The sequence below is a fragment of the Paractinoplanes lichenicola genome (assembly GCF_016785085.1).
GTDB lineage: Bacteria > Actinomycetota > Actinomycetes > Mycobacteriales > Micromonosporaceae > Actinoplanes > Actinoplanes lichenicola.
In genome coordinates, this window is the sequence record NZ_JAENHO010000002.1 from 403383 (window position 1) to 425566 (window position 22184).

Annotated in this window: 17 protein-coding genes; 10 read left to right on the top strand and 7 right to left on the bottom strand. The window is 70.3% G+C overall.

Annotated elements, in window-relative coordinates:
• Positions 1-141: 141 nt before the first annotated feature.
• Positions 142-2085, bottom strand: a complete 1944-nt coding sequence (locus tag JKJ07_RS06440; protein ID WP_438871364.1) for a M4 family metallopeptidase — start codon at positions 2083-2085, stop codon at positions 142-144.
• 179 nt (positions 2086-2264) lie between these two features.
• On the opposite strand from JKJ07_RS06440, the gene JKJ07_RS06445 reads away from it, so the two are divergent.
• Complete coding sequence (locus JKJ07_RS06445; RefSeq protein ID WP_202990306.1) at positions 2265-3089, top strand: LLM class flavin-dependent oxidoreductase; 825 nt, start codon at positions 2265-2267, stop codon at positions 3087-3089.
• 131 nt (positions 3090-3220) lie between these two features.
• The gene (locus tag JKJ07_RS06450) at positions 3221-4174 is read left to right on the top strand and encodes a helix-turn-helix domain-containing protein (RefSeq protein ID WP_202990307.1); all 954 of its coding nucleotides are present in this window, start codon (positions 3221-3223) and stop codon (positions 4172-4174) included.
• 4 nt (positions 4175-4178) lie between these two features.
• Here the strand turns inward: JKJ07_RS06450 and JKJ07_RS06455 are convergent, their stop codons facing one another.
• The 6 genes from JKJ07_RS06455 to JKJ07_RS06480 form a co-directional block, all read right to left on the bottom strand.
• Positions 4179-4787, bottom strand: a complete 609-nt coding sequence (locus JKJ07_RS06455; RefSeq protein WP_202990308.1) for a peptide deformylase — start codon at positions 4785-4787, stop codon at positions 4179-4181.
• Positions 4784-5578, bottom strand: coding sequence for a class I SAM-dependent methyltransferase (locus tag JKJ07_RS06460; RefSeq protein ID WP_202990309.1), 795 nt, complete (start codon positions 5576-5578; stop codon positions 4784-4786). Before JKJ07_RS06460 ends, JKJ07_RS06455 begins: the two co-directional genes overlap by 4 nt.
• Before the next feature lie 80 nt (positions 5579-5658).
• A complete protein-coding gene (locus JKJ07_RS06465) occupies positions 5659-6849 on the bottom strand; it encodes a CynX/NimT family MFS transporter (protein ID WP_307834141.1) in 1191 nt (396 codons plus the stop codon).
• Positions 6850-6883: 34 nt separating this feature from the next.
• Positions 6884-7714 carry a siderophore-interacting protein gene (locus tag JKJ07_RS06470; RefSeq protein WP_202990310.1) on the bottom strand — a complete coding sequence of 277 codons (831 nt, stop codon included), beginning with the start codon at positions 7712-7714 and terminating at the stop codon, positions 6884-6886.
• Between the two features lie 124 nt (positions 7715-7838).
• Positions 7839-9305, bottom strand: a complete 1467-nt coding sequence (locus tag JKJ07_RS51610) for a hypothetical protein (protein ID WP_202990311.1) — start codon at positions 9303-9305, stop codon at positions 7839-7841.
• A 761-nt stretch (positions 9306-10066) separates the two neighbouring features.
• Positions 10067-10828: a glycerophosphodiester phosphodiesterase family protein gene (locus tag JKJ07_RS06480; protein ID WP_202990312.1), complete on the bottom strand. Its 762-nt coding sequence runs from the start codon at positions 10826-10828 to the stop codon at positions 10067-10069.
• A gap of 179 nt (positions 10829-11007) precedes the next feature.
• On the opposite strand from JKJ07_RS06480, the gene JKJ07_RS06485 reads away from it, so the two are divergent.
• The 8 genes from JKJ07_RS06485 to JKJ07_RS06520 all read left to right on the top strand — a co-directional run bounded on the left by JKJ07_RS06485 (position 11008) and on the right by JKJ07_RS06520 (position 22178).
• On the top strand, positions 11008-12678 hold the full coding sequence (locus tag JKJ07_RS06485; RefSeq protein ID WP_307834142.1) for a GMC family oxidoreductase: 1671 nt from the start codon (positions 11008-11010) through the stop codon (positions 12676-12678).
• Positions 12679-12690: 12 nt separating this feature from the next.
• Positions 12691-13725, top strand: coding sequence for a quaternary amine ABC transporter ATP-binding protein (locus tag JKJ07_RS06490; protein WP_202990313.1), 1035 nt, complete (start codon positions 12691-12693; stop codon positions 13723-13725).
• 79 nt (positions 13726-13804) lie between these two features.
• Positions 13805-15718 carry an ABC transporter permease gene (locus JKJ07_RS06495; RefSeq protein WP_202990792.1) on the top strand — a complete coding sequence of 638 codons (1914 nt, stop codon included), beginning with the start codon at positions 13805-13807 and terminating at the stop codon, positions 15716-15718.
• Positions 15715-16665 carry an ABC transporter substrate-binding protein gene (locus JKJ07_RS06500; protein ID WP_202990314.1) on the top strand — a complete coding sequence of 317 codons (951 nt, stop codon included), beginning with the start codon at positions 15715-15717 and terminating at the stop codon, positions 16663-16665. Before JKJ07_RS06495 ends, JKJ07_RS06500 begins: the two co-directional genes overlap by 4 nt.
• On the top strand, positions 16662-19022 hold the full coding sequence (locus JKJ07_RS06505; protein ID WP_202990315.1) for a GcvT family protein: 2361 nt from the start codon (positions 16662-16664) through the stop codon (positions 19020-19022). Before JKJ07_RS06500 ends, JKJ07_RS06505 begins: the two co-directional genes overlap by 4 nt.
• A 21-nt stretch (positions 19023-19043) precedes the next feature.
• Positions 19044-20192, top strand: coding sequence for an N-methyl-L-tryptophan oxidase (gene solA, locus JKJ07_RS06510; RefSeq protein WP_202990316.1), 1149 nt, complete (start codon positions 19044-19046; stop codon positions 20190-20192).
• A 3-nt stretch (positions 20193-20195) separates the two neighbouring features.
• Positions 20196-21314: an aromatic ring-hydroxylating oxygenase subunit alpha gene (locus tag JKJ07_RS06515; RefSeq protein ID WP_202990317.1), complete on the top strand. Its 1119-nt coding sequence runs from the start codon at positions 20196-20198 to the stop codon at positions 21312-21314.
• Between the two features lie 72 nt (positions 21315-21386).
• Positions 21387-22178: an L-type lectin-domain containing protein gene (locus JKJ07_RS06520; protein ID WP_236028448.1), complete on the top strand. Its 792-nt coding sequence runs from the start codon at positions 21387-21389 to the stop codon at positions 22176-22178.
• Positions 22179-22184: the final 6 nt, after the last annotated feature.

Consider the following 22184-nt stretch of genomic DNA (forward strand, 5'->3'; position numbering starts at 1 on the left):
CTGCTGTCAGCAATACCGATCGGGGAGCGCGCGCCCGGATGAAGGAAGGGACCCGGAAGGCAACGGCGGGCAACCCAGCCGCACCCGAGCGACGCGGGGCCCGGCTGCGTCAAGCCGAGCCCCGCGTCAGGGGAAGGTAGGTCAGACGGTCAGGGTCCAGGTGTTGATGTAGCCGGTGTCCTGGGAGTAGACGTCCTGCACCCGCAGCTGCCAGGTGCCGTTGGCCTGCTCGCTCGACAGGTTCTTCGTGTACGTCGTGTTGACGTTGTCGGCGCTGTCGGAGGACGACGTCGCCTTCAGGTTGTAGACCGTGCCGTCCGGGGCCACCAGGTCGACCCGCAGGTCACCCCGGTAGGTGTGGACGATGTTGACCGCGATCGTCGAGGTCGCCGAGGCGGCCCGGGCGCAGTTGCTGATCGCGATGCTGCTGCTGATCGCCGAGCCGGCGTCCGGGATCGTCACGTCGGTGGCGTTGGTGCCGGTGCAGCTGCCGCTCGGGGGCGGGGTGGTGGTCGGCGGCGGGGTGGTGCCGCCGCCGGTGCAGGTCGGGTCGCCCGACTGGGCCGGCACGCTGACCGCGTCCCAGGCCGCCTTGACCGTGTTGAACTCGGTGCAGCTGTTCGGGAAGAGGTTCTTGGCCGCGGTCAGGGTCCAGGTGCGGTACTTCAGGTACGACGAGGTCGACGTCTTCATCAGCATCGCGTTGTACATGATCTTCATGGCGTTCTGGATGCCGAGACCGGTGATCGCGCCCGAGCCGCTGCAGCGGGTGCTGGTGGGCTGCCCGTTGGTCGGGTTGGTGCCCTCGGCCATCAGATAGAACCAGTGGTTGCCGGGGCCGGCCGCCGCGTGCACCTCGGAGCCCGGGGTGCTGCTGGAGTAGCAGTTGCTGTCGCCCGCGAGCGACGGGTTGTACATGTACCGGATCGGGCCGCTGCCGACCAGGTTGACCTCCTCGCCGACCTGGTAGTCGGGGGCGTCGTTGGGGTTGTTGATGAACCACTCGGTGGCCGCGCCGATCGTGTCGGCGACGAACTCCTGGGTGCCCGAGCGCGAGATCCCGCCCGGGGTGGTGTCGTCGATGCCGTGGCCCAGCTCGTGCCCGACCACGTCGGCCGAGGCGATCCACTGGCCGGCCGTGTTCTTGCCGATCTGCACCTGGGTGCCGTCGTAGTACGCGTTCTGGTCGTTGAGGCCGACGCGGATCGGCCAGGCGCCGCCGCTGCCGTTCTGGCCGTTGCGGCCCAGCCACGACGAGAGCATCGCGTACTGCTTCTGCGCGACGTAGAACGCGTCGACGCAGCCCGTCTCACGGTCGGTGCCGCTGCCGTTGCCCCACACGTTGTCCGGGCCGCTGAACGTCGTGTTGCCGGAGGCGTTCTGGCAGCGGATCGTGGTGTGGCTCGGGTCCTGCAGCAGGTAGCTCGAGCCGGACTGGGTGGTGTCGATCGAGACCGAGCCGTTGATCCAGCCGGTGCCCGTGCCGGTGACGTCGATGACCCGTTCCGTCGTCCGCAGCACCTTGCCGCTCGTGGCGTCGACGTCGACGGTCAGCCGGCTCGGGCCCTCGGCGTTCGTGCCGGCGACCGTGGTCTGCCAGGCGAGGGTGGCCGCCTTGCCCTCCTCGGCCAGCACAACCAGCTTGGTCGCCTCGGTGCTGGTCACCGTCTTGAGCTGGGCCTTGGCCGTCGCGGCGGCCGCGCTGTCGGCGATCTTGGCGACGGTGGAGAGCTCGCCGACCGGGGCGCTCTGCGCGACCGAGGTGGCCTTGGTCTGCCCGGCCGCGTCGGTGACCACGACGAAGTCGCCGCCCTCGACCGGCAGGCCCTTGTAGGTGCGCTTGTAGGGCACGTAGTTGAGGCCGGACGACTGGATGACCTTCTGCTGCTGGAAGGTCTCGTTCGCGCCTGCGTGCAGGATCGCCGGGCGGCTCGCGACGAGGGCGTCCGCCTTGTCGGCGGCGAGGGCGGCCACGGCCGACGGGTCCTGCGGCGCGGCGGCGGCGGGGCCGGTCGCCGCGACCATGGCGGAGGCGGCCACGGTTCCGGCCGCCAGCGCGATGATCAGAGGGGTTCGACGTTTCACGCGGGTACTCCTTTCCCGCCCGGGGGTTGAGGGCGGGCTCAAGGTCCGATGCTGAGACGGTAGGCATCGACGCTCGTCACCGAATCAGGGAAAACCCTTGCGCGTACGACGGGGGGAGTACGCGCGGTGTCGACTGTGGGTCGACGACGGGGGCGTACCGGCCGCGCGAGCATGTCGGCATGACTGAGCGAGAGTTCCGCTTCGGGGTCGTCGCGGGCCGGGCGGCCACCGGCGACGAGTGGGCCGCGACCGCCCGCCGGGCCGAGGGGCTGGGGTACGACACCCTGCTCGTGCCCGACACGCTGCACACCCTGTCGCCGTTCGCCGCCCTGGCCGCGGCGGCCGTCGTCACCACCCGGCTGCGTGTCGGCACCTATGTGCTGAGCGCGCCGAACCGTACGCCCGGGCTCGTCGCCTGGGAGGCCGAGACGCTCCAGCTGATCAGCGGCGGGCGCTTCGAGCTGGGTCTCGGCGGCGGGCGGCCGGGGGCCGAGCGCGACGCCGAGGCGCTGGGCGGCGATTTCGGCACGCCGGCCGAGCGCCTGGCCCGGGTGGGGGCGACCATCGACGCCGTACGGGGGTTGGCCAAGCCGCCGTCCGTGCTGGTGGCGGCCAGTCGCCCGCGGATGTTGCGGCTGGCCGCCGAGCGGGCCGACACCGTCGCGCTGGGCCTCCCGCCGCGGACCACCGAGCCCGAGCTGGCCCGTACGGTGGAGGCCTTGCGGGCCGCCGCAGGAGAGCGTTTCGCCCGTCTCGAGCTGCACCTCAACGTGGCCGCCGTGGCCCCGGCGCCGGGTGACGTGCCGCCCTGGCTGAGCCGGATGGTCGGCGGCGACCCGGTCGAGATGGCCTCCGCCGGTGGTATCGCCTTCCTCACCGGCTCGCCCGAGCGGATCGCCGACCTGCTGTGCCGGCGCCGCGAGGAGTTCGACGTCTCCTATGTGGGCGTGAGCGGGCTCTTCATGGAGGAGTTCGCGCCCGTCATCGCTTTGCTGCGCGCATGATTCAACAACATGAACCGCGATTCAAGTGAGCGCTGAGTAATCTCACGAATCCGTAAAGTGACATTGTTGACCTGGCAGGCGGGTAATACGTGGGGCATCATGGCCGGACAGCGTCCCTTGAGGAGTGTGTGATGACCTCACAACTCGAGCTCGCGGCCCGTACGGCGTTCGCCCAGGTGCTCACCGCCTGGCGCACCCGCCGCGGCCTCTCCAAGAAGCAGCTCGCCGCGTCGATGGGTTACCACCCGTCATACATCAGCCACGTGGAGAGCCTGCGCCACCACCCGACCCTCGAATTCGCCTGCCGCGCCGAGGCGGTCCTGGCGAGCGGGGGTGAGATCATCTCGCGGTACGAGCAGTGCCGGCAGGCCGCCGGCGAGCCCGCGCCCACCCCGGTGCTCCGCAACGACTACGAGCCCAGCCCGATGCTGCCGGCCACGCTCGTGATCGAGGAGGAGAACGCCACCCTGGCCTACGCCGACGGGTGGTATTCGTGCCGGGTCGAGCGGGTCGTGCGCAACGTCGGCGACCGGCCCGTCACCTGCTATCCGGTGCGCGTCGACGTCGACCGCTACCCCGACCAGCCCGGCGTGTCCCGGCGGCTCTACGCCGAGAGCCCGCTGCAGCTCTCCGACCTGGGCTTCGAGGCCCACGCGGGCGACGAGCGACCCGAGGCGATGGACGTGCGGGTGACCCGCTCGTCGGATGCGTACGTCAAGATGGTGCTGATCTTCGGCAACGCGCGGGCGCGGTTCCCGCTCTATCCGGGCGAGCGCACGCGGGTGACGTATTCGTATCGCGTGCCCGCCAGCCTGTGGGGCCAGTGGTTCCAGCGCGACATCCGGTTCCCGACCCGGGCGCTGACGATGTCGTTGCGGCTGCCGGCCGAGATCGCCGCCGAGGTCAGCGCGGAAACCCTGTCGTACGCGGGCATCAAGGGCTTCTCCCCGACAGCGTCGCCGGGGGAGAACGGCACGATCGTCTACACGCTGCGGCTGCGCGAGCTGCTGCTGACCAGTCAGATCCGGCTGCGGTGGCGCTTTGCCGAGCGCGCGCCGGCCGGGTGGACGGATCGGGCCGCGTAGCCGGTCACGGGTCGCGCCACGGTCGGCCGGTGCCCTGATATTCCGAGAGCGGGATGACATCCGTACCGGTGGGCATGCGGTCGGTGTAGAGGCGGCCCTCGAGGTGATCGACCTCGTGCTGCACGTGCCGGGCCAGGCCGCCGCCGAACCGGGTGGTCTCGACAACGCCGTCGAGCCGCCGGTGCTCAACCGTGACGCAGGCCGCCCGCTCGACCTCGCCGCGCACGTCGAAGAAGCTCAGGCACCCCTCGAACAGGGTCTCGCCCTCGCCCGACCGGTCGACGATCCGCGGGTTCAACAAGACCAATTCCCCGTTCCCCGTACGGATGACCGTCGCGGCCCGGTCGATGCCGATCTGCGGCGCGGCCATGCCCATGCCCTTCGCGAACCGGTGCGCCGCGGCCACCCGGTCCATCGCGGCCCTGATTCTGGTGATCGTCTCGCGTGCCTCGGCGGCCTCGCGGGGCAGCTCGAAGGGGCGGGCGCGCGCTCGCAGTGCCGGGTTGTCCGCCTGCACGATGCCGAGCGCGATCATGCGTTGGGCGGGGGTCGAAGTGGTGGACTCTGGTTCGGGGCTCCTGCGCTGCGCGGGGACGGGGTGTTCCGTGGTCATGCGCCTCCTTCTGCTGGGTGGGGACTGACGCCGCGGACGGCCCACGCCGACGCGGTGAGGGGAATGGTCCCGTCGGTCTCGACCGGCAGCCGGGACCGGATGCGTTCGCGGATCTCGGCCTGGTCCCGATCGGGCAGCGTGACCAGATAGGCGGGCGCGGCGCCCTGGCCGCCCAGGAACGGCCGCCAGAAGTCGTCGAAGCCGGCGAACACGGTGGGGACCTCGATCGCCCGGGTGGTGATCTCGGTCAGTCCGGCCTCGGCCCAGGCCGCGCGGAGGGCGGGCTCGTGGCAGATCGGGAAGCGGGGACCCTCGTCCCGCTGGGCGGCGGCCGGCACGACCTCGGCGGCGGCGTTCCAGAAGTAGCGCATCATCCGCATGCCGGTCGTGTAGTCCCAGACGTACGAGGCGACGACCGCGCCGGGTTTGGCGACTCGTGCGAATTCGGCGATGGCCCGCTCGGGACCGGGGACGAAGTTGAGCGCCAGTCCGCTGACCACGGCATCGAAGCTGGCGTCGCGGAACGGCAGGGCGGCCGCGTCACCGGCGACGGGGGTGGCGGCGGCGGGGATGGAGCGCAGGAAGCCCCGCGAGCGATCGACCCCGGTCACCCGGGCCGGGCCGGTCGTCAGGATGGCCGACGTGAGGGCGCCCGTGCCGCAGCCCGCGTCGAGCCAGCGGCGGCCGTCCGGCACTCCCAGCCGGCGGACGAAATCGGCGGCCACGAGGCGGCTCCACCGGCCGACATAGGCCTCGTAGGAGTCGCCGACCTCCCACACATCCGCACTCATAACCACACTCTGCACCACGACCCATAGATCGTCATGCCTGAGAGCAATCAAACTTGTGCGGAACGTAATGAATGAATCGGCTACACCTGACGGTCGCGGCCCGCGAACCAGCCGGCCACGATCTGCGGGACGATCAGGCACAGCACCAGCGTCAGCGGCGCCCGCCAGCCGTCGGTGGCGTCGTGCAGGGCCCCGACCAGGAAGGGGCCCGGGATGGCGATGATGTAGCCGACGCTCTGCGCGAACGCGGACAGCTTGACCACCCGGCCCGGGGTGCGGCCGCGCAGCGCGATCAGCGTCAGCACCAGCGGGAACGCCGTGTTGACGATGCCCAGGAACGTCGCCCACAGCCAGGGCGCGGCGGCCGGATCCCACCACAGCCCGCCATAGCCGGCCAGGCCGAAGACGCCCAGCCCGACGGCGATCCAGCTCTGGCTGCGCACCCGCCCGGCCAGCGCGGACAGCCCGAACCCGAGCGGCACCCCGAGGAACGACGTGAGGGCGAACAGCAGCCCCGCCTGCTCGGCCGAGATCCCGGCGTCACGGTAGATCTGCGGGAGCCAGCCGATGATCACGTACGCCGAGGTCGACTGCATGCCGAAGTAGACCGCGAGCGCCCACGCGACCGGGTGGCGCGAGACCCGTACGAGCTCGTCGCTCTTGACCTCGGCCGGCGGGGCGAACGGCTCGCGGGCCAGCGGCAGCCATGACGGCACGGCCAGCACGGCCACGACCGCCCAGCAGGCCAGCCCGATCCGCCAGTCGCCGCCGAACGCGTGCTCGGTGAGCGGCACGGTGGCCGCCGCGGCGGTGGTGGCCCCGACGTTGAGCGCGACCGTGTAGAGGCCCGTGGTCGAGCCCACCTTGTCGGGGAAGCGATCCTTGACGACCGACGGCAGCAGCACGTTGACGACCGCGATGCCGGCCAAAGCGACCAGGCTGAGCAGCAGAAACAGGGCGGTGCCGGGCGCGAACGGGCGGATCGCGAGGCCGGCCGCCAGCACCACCAGGCCGACCAGGATCACCCGCGACGAGCCGAACCGCCGGGCCAGCCGGGGCGCGCTCAGCCCGACCGCGGCGAAACACACCACCGGCACCGAGGTCAGCAGCCCGGCGATCGTCGAGCTCATGCCGAGACCGCCGCGGATCTCGTCGAGCACCGGGCCGACGCTCGTCACCGCCAGGCGCAGGTTGACCGCGGCCAGCAGCAGCGCGACCAGCGCGATCATGCGCCCGCGACGCTTAACGGTCAGGTCTTCTCCGGCAGCCACCACTTACACATCATCGACCCCGGGAAGATCGGGCTCACGACCGGTCCTGCTCCTGTTCCACCTGCTGGTTCCACTCGCGCTTGGACGACTGCCAGCCGTCCTCGTTCATGCCGCGCCGCCAATAGCCCGAGATCGACAGCTGGGCCATCGGGATGCCGCGCTCGTTCTTCAGGAAACGGCGCAGATCCCGTACGAAGTTCGCCTCACCGTGCACGAACGCGTGCACCTGGCCCTCGGGAAAAACGGTTCCCCGTACGGCCTCGACCAGCGGCTCGCCGACCGGCCGACCGGCCCGGTGCAGCCAGGTCAGCTCCAGGTCGCCGGGGCACTCGAGCTTCTGCTCCTCGTCCGGGCCGTCGATTTCCACGTACGCCCGGACGCGCGCGCCGGCGGGCATGCCCTCGAGCGCGGCGGCGATGGCCGGCAGCGCGCTCTCGTCACCGGCGAGCAGGTGCCAGTCGGCCTGCGGGCTGGGGGAATAGCCCCCGCCCGGGCCCATGAAGCGGACCACGTCGCCCGGCTTGGCCGCGGCCGCCCAGGGGCCGGCGATGCCCTCGTCGCCGTGCACCACGAAGTCGACCCACATCTCGGGGATCTCGGGGAGCCACTTGCGCACGGTGTAGGTGCGGACGACCGGCCAGTCCTCGGCGGGGAGGGTCTCACGGATCGCGCCCATGTCGAACGGCTCGGGATAGGCGACGCCCGGCTTCGGGAAGAACATCTTGACGTAGTGATCCGTGTGGGCGCCCGCCTCGATGCCACGCAGGGCGTCGCCGCTCAGGACGATGCGGATCATGTGCGGGGTGAGCTGCTCCACCCGGGTGACGACCGCCTCGGTCGCCGCTCGTGCCGGCCTGTTAGCCATGCTTCGTCCTCTGCTTCCGGGTTCGCGTAATCGCCGGTAAGGCTACCCTCACTTTCGCGGATACGAGTTCCCGACGAGGAAAGGGCGGCCCGCGCGATGCGGACCGCCCTCCTCGTTGTGGCTCTTACTCCCAGGTGCTGCCCGGGAGCCGCCGGCGCCGGGTCAGCGCCATGATGATCAGGCCGATCATCAGCAGGACCGCCGCTCCGCCGACCACCGCGACCGTGTTGTTGCCGGTCAGGGCGAGCAGGCCGCCGTCGTCCTTCTTCGGGGCGTCCGCCTGCACCTGGGCCACCTGGTCGGCCACCGGGGCCTTGTTGCCCGAGTTGAACTGGCCGTCCTCGTAGGTGTAGTCGGTGCCGGCCGCGGGCGCCGCGCTGCTGGTGGTCGCGCGGGGCTTGGGGGCCTTGGTCGCCGGGACGTCGTTGTCGTTGTCGTCCGACTCGTTGTTGCCGCCGCTGTTGTTGCCGCCGGTGTTGCCCGTGTTGCCGCCGCCGGTGTTGGCCGGGGGCTGCTGGGTCGCCGGGGGCTTGGTGGCGGTGGGCTTGGTCGGCTGAGTGGCCGGCTTGGTCGGGTCGGGGGTGAAGTCGTCCTTCACCGTCGGCGCCGTGGTCGGGGTCTTGGTGGGGGGCTTGGTCGGCGTCACGGTGCTGTTCGGGTTGCCCGGCGTGCCGCCGTTGTTGCCACCACCGTTGTTGCCGCCGTTGTTGCCGCCGTTGTTGCCGCCGTTGTTGTTGCCGCCGTTGTTGCCGCCGCCGTTGTTGCCGCCGCCGTTGTTCCCGCCGCCGTTGTTCCCGCCGTTGTTGCCCCCGTTGTTGCCGCCGCCGTTGTTGCCGCCGCCGTTGTTGCCGCCTCCGTTGTTGCCGCCGCCGGCGTTGCCGACGGTGATGCGCACGGAGTCGATCGCGGGCGTCTGGTTGGCGCGCACCATCATCGGGGTGCGGTGGGAGCCGTCGCCGGCCCAGGAGGAACACTGGGCGATGCCGTCGGTCGGCATGCCCGGCACCTGGATGACCACTTCGTCGGGGGTGGCGTTGCCCTTGCTGTCCTCGGTCGCGACGAAGAACGCCGGAACCGGGTCGGGCGCGGGAGCCTCGTTGGTGTTCGGCAGCATGCGGCACGCGGTGTGGAAGTGGCCGCGGACGAGACCGTCCTTGAGGACCGAGCTCTCCACGTAGTAGCCACCCTTGCCGGCCGCGAGGAACCGGTCGCGGATCAGGTTGCGGGTGCTGATCGTCAGGCTGAACGGCGTGTTCGCCGCGATGCGCTCGGGCGCGTCGGTGATCAGCAGGCTCGGATTGTCCTTGGCCTCGCCGACCTCACCGAACTCGGTGGACACACACTTGCTGCCCTCCTGGAAGCCGGTGTGCGGAGCCAGGTTGCTGTCGATACACGTGTCGGTGAGGATCACCTGTCCGTTGACGACCTTGCCGGCCCCGCTGCCCTCGGGCCGATCGTTCTCGGCGGCGCCGGAGATCTGGGCGAAGCCCACGGCCGCACCCAGGGCGGCGATCACCGCACCGACCGCGAACAGCCGTCGGTTGCGTCCCGACGGCGTGGCGGCCGCGCGGCGGTAAGCAGACCTACGCATGCGTGATACCTCATCTTCGAAGAATCCACCCGGCCCACATTCCGACCGGCTCCCAGACGGTAAGAGCCACCCCGCCGGAATGCAATTCCGGGAGCGAACTTGATGAATTCTTAGCCCAAACTTAAAGAAAAAATATGGGCCACCCCTCGAACCCCAGACATCATCCGAACGGCTGATGTCCCGGGTTCAACCAAGATCGCAAAAACTTCGCTGACCTGCGACTTTTTCTCGGACCGCTCGGAGGGCCACCGGTGGCGCCCCGAGGTCACGTCGTCACAGAAGAATGTAAAGCACGTCCGGCCCGATGCACCTTAGAGCAACCTGGGAAAACCATTCCAGCCCGTTTCCAAGCCCTTTCCCAGCGTATTCACCCGACCCGCTCCACCGCACCACCCCACCGCCGCGACTCACCGGCCGCAGGTCGCCGCTCGCCCGCCGCCCGCCCGCTGAGTGCCACAAGCCGCCACCTTGCCGCCGCGACTCGCCGGCCGTACGTCGTCGCCCGCCCGCTGCGCGCCACAAGCCGCCACCCCACCGCCTGCCGGGTGAGGCACATCTCAGCGGTCTCACTGCGGCGCTGTGGATAACTCAGGGCCTCGCTCGGCGATCAAGGCGCCCCTGTGGACAACGCGGACCGCCGCATCCCGAAAATCGCTACCTTGGGCCCGCCCCCAGGTCGGGTGGGGCGTAAACAGAGCGGGGGTGGGGTTTGACGGGCCAGAGGCCGCGGCCTGTGGGGCGTAAACAGAGCGGGGGTGGGGTTAAGCGGGCCAGAGGCCGCGGGACTGGTAGACGTCCTTGAGGACGGTCAGGCGGTCGGTCATGATGCCGTCGACGCCGAGGTCGAGCAGGCGGTTCATCTCGGCCGGGTCGTCGATCGTCCAGACGTGGACCTGCAGGCCCAGGCGGTGGGCGAGCTTGACGAAGCGGCGGTCGACCACGGTGAAACGGCCGTGCCGGGGTGGCACCTGCACGGCGGCGACCGAGGCGGGGAGGCGTACGGGGGTGCCGGTCAGTGAGGCCAGCCGCAGCAGGGCCGCCGAGCGCAGGCCGAGGGAGGTGGCGACGGCCGGGCCGGCCAGGGAGCGCACCTGGGCCAGGCGGCGGTTGCTGAACGAGGCGAGCAGCACGCGGTCCGCGGCGTTCGAGGAGCGCACGCATTCGACGGTGGGGGCCACTCCGGGGTCGGCCTTGATGTCGATGTTGAAGCGGATCTCGGGCCACGCCGCCAGGATCTCGTCGAGGCGGGGGACCAGGGCGGCGCCGCCGATGCGCACGGATCGCAGGTCGGCCCACGTCAGCGACTCGATGGCGCCGGCGCCGTCGGTCACCCGGTCGAGGGTGGCGTCGTGGAAGACGACCGGGATGCCGTCGGCGGTGGCGTGCACGTCCGTCTCGACGTAGCGGTAGCCGAGCTTCACGGCGCGCTCGAAGGCCTCGGCCGTGTTCTCGTCGCCGTCGGCCGCGCCGCCGCGGTGGGCGAAGGCCAGGGGCGTCGGCGCGTCCAGGTAGGGGAAGGGCACGGGCCGATCCTAGGAGTCGCGATCTTCTCGGAAGTGGGCGAGCGGGGGGCTGCTTTGTTGCACTGAGGTAAAAGTCCGCTGTTGACATTGACCATCGACGTTGGACCTGATGATTCTTTGGGGGCGCGGGGAGACCGGGAAAGCAGAGGTGACTGATCCTGGAAACCAGAGAATTCGACGTGGTCATCGTCGGCGGCGGCACCGCCGGGTCGGTTGTCGCGTCGCGCCTTTCCGCCGATCCTGACGTGAGCGTCTGCGTGCTCGAGGGCGGGCCCTCCGACGTCGGTGACCAGCGGATACTCCAGCTGCGAAACTGGATCAACCTGCTCGAGTCCGAGTTCGACTACGACTATCCGATCGTGCCGCAGCCCCGGGGCAACTCGCATCTGCGGCAAGCGCGAGCCCGCGTCCTGGGCGGCTGCTCCTCGCACAACACCATGATCAGTTTTCTGCCGCCGCCCGAGGATTTCGCGGACTGGGTGGCGGCGGGGGCGGCCGGATGGTCGTACGAGGAAATGGTGCCGCTGTGGAAACGGCTCGCGATCAATATCGTGCCGGTCGCGCCGCAGCATCGGAACCCGCTGGCCGAGGACTTCGTCGCCGCCTGCCACACCGCGCTGGGGGTGCCGATCCACGACGACTTCAACGCGGCCCCGTTCGCCGACGGCGCCGGCTTCTTCCCGGTCGGCTACCACCCGGAGACGGGCGTGCGGTCGTCGGCCTCGGTCGCCTACCTGCACCCGCACTTGGACCGCCCCAACCTCACGATCCTGACCAATCATTGGGCCTACCATCTCGATCCGGAAGCCGGTATATCCGTAAATATCGGGCAGGGCTGGCGGGATGGCGGGGCGTGGGGCGTTGAGGGGAGTAGCGGCGCGGGGAGTGGTGGCGCAGGGCAGAGCGGCGCGGGGCAGAGCGGCGCAGGGCAGAGCGGCGCGGGGCAGGATGGCGCGGAGAGTGGTGGCGCGGGGCAGAGCGGCGCCGGGCAGAGCGGCGCGGGGAATGGTGAGCGGGTTCTGATTCGGGCTCGGCATGAGTACGTGTTGTGCGCCGGCGCGGTGGATACGCCTCGGTTGCTGCTGCACTCGGGGTTCGGGCCGGCCCGGCAGCTCGAACGGCTGGGGATCAAGGTGAAGGCCGACCTGCCCGGGGTCGGGGAGAATTTGCTCGATCATCCGGAGTCGTTGATTTTGTGGGAGGCGAGCCGGGAGATTCCGCCGATGTCGGCCATGGACTCGGATGCGGGCCTGTTCGTGCGGCGGGATCCTGGGGCTGAGCGGCCCGATCTGATGTTTCACCTGTATCAGATCCCGTTCACCTTCAATACCGAGCGGCTCGGGTATGACGTGCCGCGCCACGGGTTCGGGATGACGCCCAACGTGCCGCGGCCGCGCAGTGCCGGGCGGCTCACGCTGGCCGACAGTGACCCGGGGACCAAGCCGCTGCTCGACTTCCGGTATTTCACGGATCCCGAGGGCTATGACGAGCGGACGATCGTCGACGGGCTGCGGCTGGCCCGGGAGGTGGCCGCGACCGAGCCCTTCGCGAAGTGGATCGCGCGCGAGATCGCGCCGGGGCCCGCGTTGCGGTCCGATGAGGAGCTTTCCTCGTACGGGCGGGCCGCGCACCACACGGTCTATCACCCCGCCGGCACGTGCCGCATGGGGTCGCCGGGCGATGAGCTGAGCGTCGTCGATCCGGAGCTGCGGTTGAAGGGCGTTCCCCACGTACGCCTGGCCGACGCCTCGATTTTTCCGCTGATGCCCTCGGTGAACCCGATGGTGACCGTCCTGATGATCGGCGAGCGGGCGGCCGACCTGATCAGCGCCGAGTTGAACCGAGCGTAGGGGGTGGCGGGGATGGCACCGATGATCGCGGTAACGGATCTGTGGAAGGTGTTCGGTCCCCGGGCCGACCGGATCGTCGGCACGCCCCTGGCCGAGCTGTCCCGGGCCGACCTGCGTGCCCGTACGGGCTGTCTGGTCGCCGTACGGGAGGTCAGCTTCGACGTCGAGCCGGGCGAGGTGTTCGTCGTGATGGGGCTGTCCGGCAGCGGCAAGTCGACGCTGGTGCGGTGCCTGACCCGGCTGATCGAACCGACCAGCGGCGAGATCAGTATCGGCGGCGAATCGGTGCGTGCCATGAACGCGAAGCGGCTGCGCGACCTGCGGCGGCGGCAGGTGGCCATGGTGTTCCAGCATTTCGGGCTGCTGCCGCATCGGCAGGTGCTCGACAACGTGGCGTACGGGCTGGAGATTCAGGGCGTCGGGCGGGCCGAGCGGCATCGCCAGGCGGCCGAGGTGCTGGCCCTGGTCGGCCTGGACGGGCACGAGCAGCAATACCCGGATCAGCTCTCCGGCGGCATGCAGCAGCGGGTCGGGCTGGCCCGGGCGCTGGCCGCCGACCCCGAGGTGCTGCTGTTCGACGAGCCGTTCAGCGCGCTCGACCCGCTGATCCGGCGGGACATGCAGGCCGAGGTGCGCCGGCTGCACGCCGAGGTCGGCAAGACGCTGGTGTTCATCACGCACGACCTGGCCGAGGCGCTGACCCTGGGCGACCGGATCGCGGTGCTCCGCGACGGCGAGCTCGTGCAGGTGGGCACGCCCGAGGAGCTGGTCGGCGCGCCGGCCGACTCCTATGTGGCCGACTTCGTGCGTGATGTTCCGCGTTCTGACGTGCTGACGCTGCGCTGGATCATGCGGGAGGCCGGGCCGGAGGAGCTCTGCGAGGACGAGCCGCTCAGCCATCGCACAGTGATCCGCGACGCCGTGCATCGGGTGCTGCGGGCCGAGCGGCCGATCGCGGTCGTCGACGGTACCCGCCGGCTCGGCGTGATCGACCGCGACCGGTTGCTGCCCGCGCTGGTCAGCCACCACCGCCAGGTGCCGGCATGACCGGGCGCGGCGGAAAAGGGGAGCCGGGAGGGGTGTCGTGACCGCGACGGTGCCGCCGCCGGCGCTTCAGGGTGGGCGGGTGCTGCCGCCGGCGACCGATGCGGCGGGGGCTCCGCGGCGCCGGGGTGCGGGCGGCAGGCGTACGGCGGCCGCGGTCTTGATCGTCTTGACGGCGGCGGCCTATCTGCTGTTCCGCACGGACGGGGCGGCCGATGGCAACGGCGCGGCCGCCCGGTTCTTCGACGGCGTGCGCGACTGGGTCGACGCCAACCGCGACACCAGCCCATTTTTCCTGTACGGCGTGAATTACGTGCGCCTGGGTGTGCGGCTGCTGGTCGACGTGGTGCAGGCGGCGCTCTACGGGCTCGGGTTCGCCGGGCTGGTCACGGCGGTCAGCGCGATCGGCCTGGTGCTGGCGGGATGGCGTACGGGCTTGTTGGCTCTGCTCGGTTTTCTCTCGTTCGGCGTGCTCGGGTTGTGGGACGAGAGCGTCGACACGTTGGTGCTGACGCTGTCCGCGGTGCTGCTCAGCGTGCTGATCGGCGTGCCGCTGGGTGTGCTCGCGGCCCGGGTGCGGTGGGTCGGCGCGACGCTGCGGCCGGTGCTCGACGTCATGCAGATCATGCCGACTTTCGCGTACTTGGCCCCGATGACGCTGCTGTTCCTGATCGGCGAGCCGGCCGCGGTGATCGCCACGATGATCTACGCGGTGCCGGCCACGATCCGGATCACCGCGCTCGGCATCAGCGAGGTGCCGGCGACCGCGGTCGAGGCGGCGACGGCGCTCGGCTCGACCCGTTGGCAGCTGCTGACCAAGGTGCGGCTGCCGATGGCCCGGACGACCCTGGTGCTCGCGGTCAACCAGACGATCATGCTGGCGCTGTCCATGGTGGTGATCACCGCCCTGATCGACGCGCCGGGCCTGGGCCAGAACATCGTCAACGCGTTGCAGCGGGTCAACGTCGGCGCGGCCTTCGACGCCGGCGTCGCGATCGTGATCCTGGCCGTCGTGCTCGACCGCATCACCACGAACGCCGCCCGCCAGGCAGGGGCGCATCGGACGCGGCGACAGCGGCAATGGAGGTGGGCGGGCGCGGGTGCCGCTCTGGTCGCCGTCGTGGCGACATCCTTCATTGCGATAGATCCCGGCAACTTGCCGCAGTGGAGTGCCGCCGGCCCGGTCAATGAGGTCGTCGGGTGGATCGAGTTGCACTGGTACGACGTGACCGAGGGGCTCAAGAACGGGATCAGCGCCGGTGTCCTCGATCCCCTGGAGACGCTGCTCGTGACCACCCCCTGGTGGCTGTTCGTGCTGGCCGTGGCCGCCTTCGGCACGCTGGTCAGCGGGTGGCGGGCCGCCCTGATCGCCGCGCTGGCCGCGGCCGGGATCGCCGGGCTGGGGCTCTGGCAGCATTCGATGCAGACCCTGGCCACCGTGCTCGTCGCGATCGCCCTCACGCTGGTGGTCGGCGTGGCCGTCGGCGTTTTCTGCGCCCGGCATGACCGGCTGGCCACTGCGATCCGCCCGGTGCTCGACGCCGCTCAGACCATGCCCTCGTTCGTCTATCTGCTGCCCGCGGTCGCGCTTTTCGGGGCCAGCCGGTTCACCGCGATCGTGGCCGCGGTCATCTTCGCCGTCCCGCCGGTCGTGCGGCTGGTCGAGCGGGGCGTCCGCGACGTGCCCGCGACCGTCGTCGAGGCCGCCGTCTCGGCCGGTTCGACCCCGCGGCAGCTGCTCTGGAAGGTGCAGCTGCCGATGGCCCGGGGCGGCCTGCTGCTCGCGGCCAACCAGGGGATCGTCATGGTGCTGGCCATGGTCGTGGTGGGCGGCCTGGTCGGCGCGGGCGCCCTCGGCTACGACGTCGTCGCCGGCTTCTCCCAGCGCGAGCTGTTCGGCCAGGGGCTCGCGGCCGGCCTCGCCATCGTCCTGCTCGGCATTCTGCTCGATCGCCTGACCCAGGGTTTTCACAACTCGAAGGGACCACGCAGATGAGAACCTTCCGTACGACCGTAGCCGCGGCCCTCATAGTCAGCCTGACCGCGTGTGGCGGCGCCACCTCGGGGGCCGGGGAGGACGAGCCCAGCGCCGGCGCCAAGGGCACGGTCAACCTGGCCGTCAACCCGTGGGTCGGCTACGAGGCGAACGCCGCGGTCATCGCCTATCTGCTCGAGAAGAAGATGGGCTACACCGTCGACAAGAAGGAGCTCAAGGAGGAGATCGCCTGGCAGGGCTTCGAGACCGGCGAGGTCGACGTGATCGTCGAGAACTGGGGGCACCCGGATCTCAAGAAGACCTACATCGAGGACAAGAAGGTCGCCGTCGAGGTCGGGCCGACCGGCAACGAGGGCATCATCGGCTGGTACGTGCCGGAGTGGATGACCCAGCAGTATCCGGACATCACCGACTACAAGAGCCTCAACAAATACGCGAATCTGTTCAAGACCTCGGAGTCCAAGGGCAAGGGGCAGTTCCTGGCCGGCGACCCGTCCTTCGTCACCAACGACGAGGCCCTGGTCACCAACCTGAAGCTGAACTACACCGTCGTCTACTCGGGCAGCGAGGCCGCCATCATCAAGGCCGCCCAGCAGGCCACGGCGCAGAAGAAGCCGCTGCTCTTCTACTTCTACGAGCCGCAGTGGCTGTTCGCCAAAGAGAAGTACGTACGGGTGAAGCTGCCCGCCTACACCGAGGGCTGCGACAAGGACCTGAAGAAGGTCGCCTGCGACTATCCCGACTACAAGCTCGACAAGATCGCCAGCAAGAAGTTCGCCGACACCGGCGGCGCCGCGTATCAGTTCGTCAAGAACTTCACGTGGACCAACGACGACCAGAACCTCGTCTCGGACTACCTCACCAACCAGGGCATGTCGGCCGACCAGGCCGCCGAGAAGTGGGTGAACGAGCACGAGGCGACCTGGAAGCCCTGGATCCCGGCGTGACCGGCCCCCAGGTCGTGATCATCGGGGCCGGCGTGGTCGGCTGCGCCCTGGCCGACGAGCTCACCGCGCGCGGCTGGACCGATGTGACAGTGCTCGAGCAGGGCCCGCTCTTCGTGACGGGCGGGTCCAGCTCGCACGCGCCGGGGCTGGTGTTCCAGACCAACCCCTCGCGCACGATGTCGCGGCTCGCCAAGTACACCGTCGAGAAGCTGGCCGGGCTCGGCTGTTTCGAGCAGGTCGGCAGCCTGGAGGTCGCGACCACGCCCGAGCGCCTGGCCGAGCTGCACCGGCGGTTCGGCTTCGGGCAGTCGTGGGGGATCGGCTCGCGGGTGCTCGACCCGGTGGCCTGCACCGAGCTGGTGCCGCTGCTCGACAAGGATCGGATCCTGGGCGGGCTGCACGTGCCCACCGACGGGCTGGCGCTGGCGGTGCAGGCCGGAGAAAGACAGGCCGAAAAAGCCCAACAGCGCGGTGCCCGATTTATCGGACATGCGCGCGTCATCAAGATCATCGAAGCGGACGGCAGGGTGGCCGGGGTCTGGACAGAGAACTCGTCCTACCCGGCCGACATCGTCGTGAGCTGCGCCGGCTTCTGGGGCCCGAAGATCGGCGAACTGGCGCGAACGACGATCCCGCTGCTCCCGATGGCCCACCAATTCGTGCGTACGACGAATGTGGGCGCCCCCGAGACGATGCCGATCGTCCGGCACCAGGACAAAGATCTCTACTTCCGCTCGTACGGGGGAGGGTTGGGCATCGGCTCCTATCTGCACGAGCCGATGCCGGTGAGCCTGGACGAGCTGGCCGAGGGTGAGCACCCGTCGATGCTCCCGTTCACCCCCGACACTTTTCGCGAATCTTGGGAGGCCGCCCGCGACCTTCTGCCCGGACTGAAGAATGCCGAACGGACGGACGGCTTCAACGGCGTCTTCTCGTTCACCGCCGACGGCTTCCCGCTGCTCGGCGAGTCGCGCACGCTGCCCGGCTTCTGGGTGGCCGAGGCGATCTGGGTGACCCACTCGGCCGGGGCCGCCCGCGCGGTCGCCGAGTGGCTGGTCGCCGGGCGCCCGAGCGTCGACCTGCACGAATGCGACCTCAACCGGTTCGACCCGGCCCAGCTGGCCCCGGCCTACACCCGCGAGCGGGCGATCCGCAGCTTCGTCGAGGTCTACGACATCATTCACCCGCTCGACCCGCCGAGCGTCCGGAATGTCCGCACCACCGCCTTCCACGCCCGTCACGCCGAGCTCGGAGCGGTCTTCGGCGAGGCCGCGGGCTGGGAGCGACCACTCTGGTACGAGGCCAACGCCGCGCCGGAGAAAACGATTACGAGGGACGAGTGGTCGAGCCGCCACTGGTCCCCGATCGCCGAGACCGAGGCGAAAGCGACCCGCGAGAACGTCGCCCTCTACGACATGACCTCGCTCATGCGCCTCGAAGTGACCGGCCCGGTCGCCTGGCTGCAGGGGATGACCAGCAACAACGTCGGCAAACCGCCCGGCTCGGTGACCTACACGCTGCTGCTCGACACCGACGGCGGCGTCCGCAGCGACATCACGGTGGCCCGGCTCGGCCCCGAGCGGTTCCAGGTCGGCGTCAACGGCCCGATCGACCTGCACTGGCTGCGCGACCACGCGCCCGCGGGCGTGCAGATCCGCGACATCACCGGCGGCACCTGCGGGCTCGGCGTCTGGGGCCCGCGCGCCCGCGACTTGGTCGCCCCGCTGACCGACATCGACGTCTCGCCCGGCGCGTTCCGCTACTTCCAGGCCCGCGAGGGTTACCTGGGCACGGTCCCGGTCACGATGCTGCGCCTGTCGTACGTCGGCGAGCTCGGCTGGGAGATCTACGCGCGGGCCGATCACGGCCTGCGGCTGTGGGACACGCTGTGGGCCGCCGGACGCGACCACGGCCTGATCGCGGCGGGCCGGGCCGCCTTCACCAGTCTGCGGCTCGAGAAGGGCTACCGGCTGTGGGGCACCGACATGACCGGGGAGGACAACCCGTACGAGGCCGGTCTGGGTTTTGCCGTGCGCCGCGACCAGGGTGACTTCGTCGGACGGGAGGCGCTGCCCGAGGGCCCGCCGGGGCGGCTGCTCACCTGCCTGCGGCTCGACCACGCCGAAGTTGTGCCGATGGGCCGCGAGCCGGTGTATGCAGGGGGAGACCCGGTCGGCTTCGTCACCAGCGCGGCCTTCGGGCACACGGTCGGCTTCCCGATCGCGTACGCCTGGCTGCCGGCCGCCCTCGCGACGCCCGGCACGCAGGTCGCGATCGGCTGTTTCGACCGGCGGCTGGGCGCCACCGTCGTCGCCGAGCCGCTGTTCGACCCCACGCACGAACGGCTGCGCGCCTGAGAAGAACGCCTGGAGGCATTCATGTCCGCGTACGACGTCATCGTGGCCGGTCTCGGCGGGATGGGCAGTGCCGCCGTGAATCAGCTCGCGGCCCGCGGGCAACGGGTGCTGGGCCTGGAGAAGTACGGCCCGGCGCACGACCGCGGGGCCAGCCACGGCGGCTCACGGGTGACCCGGCAGTCCTACTTCGAAGGCCCCGAGTACGTGCCCCTGCTGCTCCGCGCGTACGACCTGTTCGACCAGCTCGCCGTGGACTCCGGCCGCGACGTGATCACGCTGACCGGCGGCCTGATGATCGGGCGGCCCGACAGCCGTACGGTCGCGGGCAGCCGGGCCAGCGCCGAGCAGTGGGGGCTGGTGCACGAGATCCTCGACGCGCCCGAGATCCGCAGGCGCTACCCGACGCTGGCCCCCAAGGACGACGAGATCGCGCTGTTCGAGGCCAAGGCCGGTTTCGTCAGGCCCGAGGCCACCGTGGCCGCCAACCTGCAGCTGGCCGAGAAGCGCGGCGCCGATCTGCGCTTCCACGAGCCGATGGCGAGCTGGGCGCCCGAGGGCGAGGGCGTCCGGGTGACCACGGCCCAGGGCAGCTACACGGCGGGCCAGCTCGTGATCGCGCCCGGCCCGTGGGCCCCCGAGCTGCTGGCCGACCTGGGCATCGAGTTCCGCATCGAGCGCCAGGTGCAGTACTGGTTCCAGCCCCGCGGCGGGGTCGAGCCGTTCCTTCCCGAGCGGCAGCCGATCTATGTCTGGGAGGACGCCGGCGGCGGGCAGATCTACGGCTTCCCGGCGATCGACGGTCCCGAGGGCGGCGCCAAGATCGCGTTCTTCCGCCGCGGCACCATCACCACGCCCGACACGCTTGACACCGAGGTGCACGACAGCGAGATCGCCGAGATGGCCCGCTACTGCGGCGAGCGGCTGCCCGACCTGCCGGGCGCGTTCCTGCGCGGCGAGCCCTGCATGTACAGCACCACCCCGGACGAGCACTTCGTCATCGCGCGGCACCCGGCGCACGAGTCGGTCACCGTGGCCTGCGGCTTCTCCGGTCACGGCTTCAAGTTCGTCACCGTGGTCGGCGAGATCCTGGCCGACCTGGCCACCTGCGGGTCGACCGCCCACCCGATCGGCCTGTTCGACCCCCGGCGGTTCTCGATCCCCCTGGAGTGAGCCATGACCTCGTCGCTGATCCCGACGCTCGCCGGCCACCACTACACCGACCCGTCGATCTTCGCGCGCGAGCAGGAGCTCATTTTCGAGCGCATGTGGTTCTGCGTCGTGCGCTCGGCCGACGTGGGCACCCCCGGAGCCTTCCGTACGGTCGAGGTCGGCCGGGAGAGCGTGCTGGTGACCCGGTCCGGCGACGGGGTGGCGCGGGCGTTCCTCAACGTGTGCCGGCATCGCGGGGCGCGGCTGTGCGCCGAGGAGTCGGGCTCGGTCAAGCGGACCTTCAAGTGCATGTATCACGCCTGGGCGTACGGGCTGGACGGCCGGCTGGTGGCGGCGCCCAACCTGGTCAAGATGCCGGACGTCGACCGGGTCGAGTACGGCCTGCGCACGGTGCACGTGCGGGAGTGGCTGGGCTACGTCTGGGTGTGCCTGGCCGACGCGCCGCCGTCGTTCGACCAAGACGTGATGGGAGCGTGCGCCGAGCGGCTCGGTGACCTCGCCTCGATCGACCGCTACCGCCTGCCCGAGCTGCGGGTGGGCCGCCGGATCCGGTACGACGTGGCGGCCAACTGGAAGCTGATCATCGAGAACTTCATGGAGTGCTACCACTGCTCGACGATCCACCCCGAGCTCGTGCACGTGCTGCCCGAGTTCGCCGGGGGCTACGCCGCGCAGTACTACGTGGGGCACGGCGCCGAGTTCGGCCGCGACGTCGAGGGGTTCACGGTCGACGGCAGCCCCGGCGTGACCACGATCGGCACGATCGCCGCCGAGCAGGACCGCCGCTACTACGCGATCACGATCAAGCCGCAGGTCTTCGTCAACCTGGTGCCCGACCACGCCATCGTCCACCGGATGTTCCCGCTGGCCGCCGACCGCACGATCGTCGAGTGCGACTGGTTGTTCCTGCCCGAGGTGGTCGCGTCGGGGGCCGACCTGAGCCGCTCGGTCGAGCTGTTCGACCGGGTCAACCGGCAGGACTTCGAGGCCTGCGAGCGCTGCCAGCCGTCGATGAGCTCCCGGGCGTACGCGCAAGGGGGTGTGCTCGTGCCCAGCGAGCATCACATCGGGGCGTTCCATCAGTGGGTAACGGACCGAATGCATCCTATCCGGAGCAAATAGTCTCGACTCGGTCACGCGGCTCTGCGCGCTGTCCTACCTTAGGCGACGTCCTAGTGGGGCAAATTATCCGAAATGGAGCGCAGAACCGTGTCTTCTTCACGTTCCTCGCGTCTGGCCCGCGGCGGGCTCATCGCCGCCCTGACCCTCTCGATAGCCACGGCGGGGGCACCCGCGTTCGGCGCCGACAATGATCCGCTGATCGACTACCCGACCTTCAAAGGCGCGGCCAAGAGCCTCGACCGCAACGGGGCAGCCGACCTGATCCTGTCGTCGGGCGACAAGGTGCGGCAGAAGATCCTGCGGCTGACCCCGGGCGGTTACCGGCAGTCCGGGTCGGCCTGGTCGACCACCCAGCTCGACGTCACCGAGTCGTTCGAGTCGACCTTCAAGGTCTACCTGCATCACTTCCGGCCGGGCGCCGACGGCATCGCGTTCGTCGTGCAGACCGAGGGCCCGCGGGCGCTCGGCGGCTGGGGTGGCGGCCTGGGCTACCGCGGGATCAAGCCGAGCCTGGCCGTCGAGTTCGACATCTATCAGAACTCGTACGACTCGAGCCGCAACCACCTCGCCGTGGTGCTCGGCGGCAACCCGGACTACCAGGCCGCCACGGCCGAGGCGCCGATCGCGCTGTACGGCCGGCCGTTCACCGCCCGGGTCGTCTACAACGCCGAGGAAGAGCTGCTGCGCGTCTACGTCAAGGCGCTGAAGCCCGGCTCCCGGGAGCGGCTGGTGCTCGAGCACGAGATCGACCTGGCCGGGCACGTCGGCAGCGACGCGGCCTGGGTCGGCTTCACCGGCTCGACCGGAACCGGCCTGTCGAAGCAGGACATCTACTCCTGGAACCTCCAGGGGTCGGAAGCCTGACCAGGT

Bases quoted from the DNA above. Each gene is read 5' to 3' on its own strand.
- JKJ07_RS06450 (WP_202990307.1), top strand. From the start codon at position 3,221: ATGACCTCACAACTCGAGCTCGCGGCCCGTACGGCGTTCGCCCAGGTG.
- JKJ07_RS06460 (WP_202990309.1), bottom strand. From the start codon at position 5,578: ATGAGTGCGGATGTGTGGGAGGTCGGCGACTCCTACGAGGCCTATGTC.
- JKJ07_RS06470 (WP_202990310.1), bottom strand. From the start codon at position 7,714: ATGGCTAACAGGCCGGCACGAGCGGCGACCGAGGCGGTCGTCACCCGG.
- JKJ07_RS06520 (WP_236028448.1), top strand. From the start codon at position 21,387: ATGGAGCGCAGAACCGTGTCTTCTTCACGTTCCTCGCGTCTGGCCCGC.
- JKJ07_RS51610 (WP_202990311.1), bottom strand. From the start codon at position 9,305: ATGCGTAGGTCTGCTTACCGCCGCGCGGCCGCCACGCCGTCGGGACGC.
- JKJ07_RS06445 (WP_202990306.1), top strand. From the start codon at position 2,265: ATGACTGAGCGAGAGTTCCGCTTCGGGGTCGTCGCGGGCCGGGCGGCC.
- JKJ07_RS06490 (WP_202990313.1), top strand. From the start codon at position 12,691: ATGGCACCGATGATCGCGGTAACGGATCTGTGGAAGGTGTTCGGTCCC.
- solA (WP_202990316.1), top strand. From the start codon at position 19,044: ATGTCCGCGTACGACGTCATCGTGGCCGGTCTCGGCGGGATGGGCAGT.
- JKJ07_RS06515 (WP_202990317.1), top strand. From the start codon at position 20,196: ATGACCTCGTCGCTGATCCCGACGCTCGCCGGCCACCACTACACCGAC.
- JKJ07_RS06500 (WP_202990314.1), top strand. From the start codon at position 15,715: ATGAGAACCTTCCGTACGACCGTAGCCGCGGCCCTCATAGTCAGCCTG.
- JKJ07_RS06455 (WP_202990308.1), bottom strand. From the start codon at position 4,787: ATGACCACGGAACACCCCGTCCCCGCGCAGCGCAGGAGCCCCGAACCA.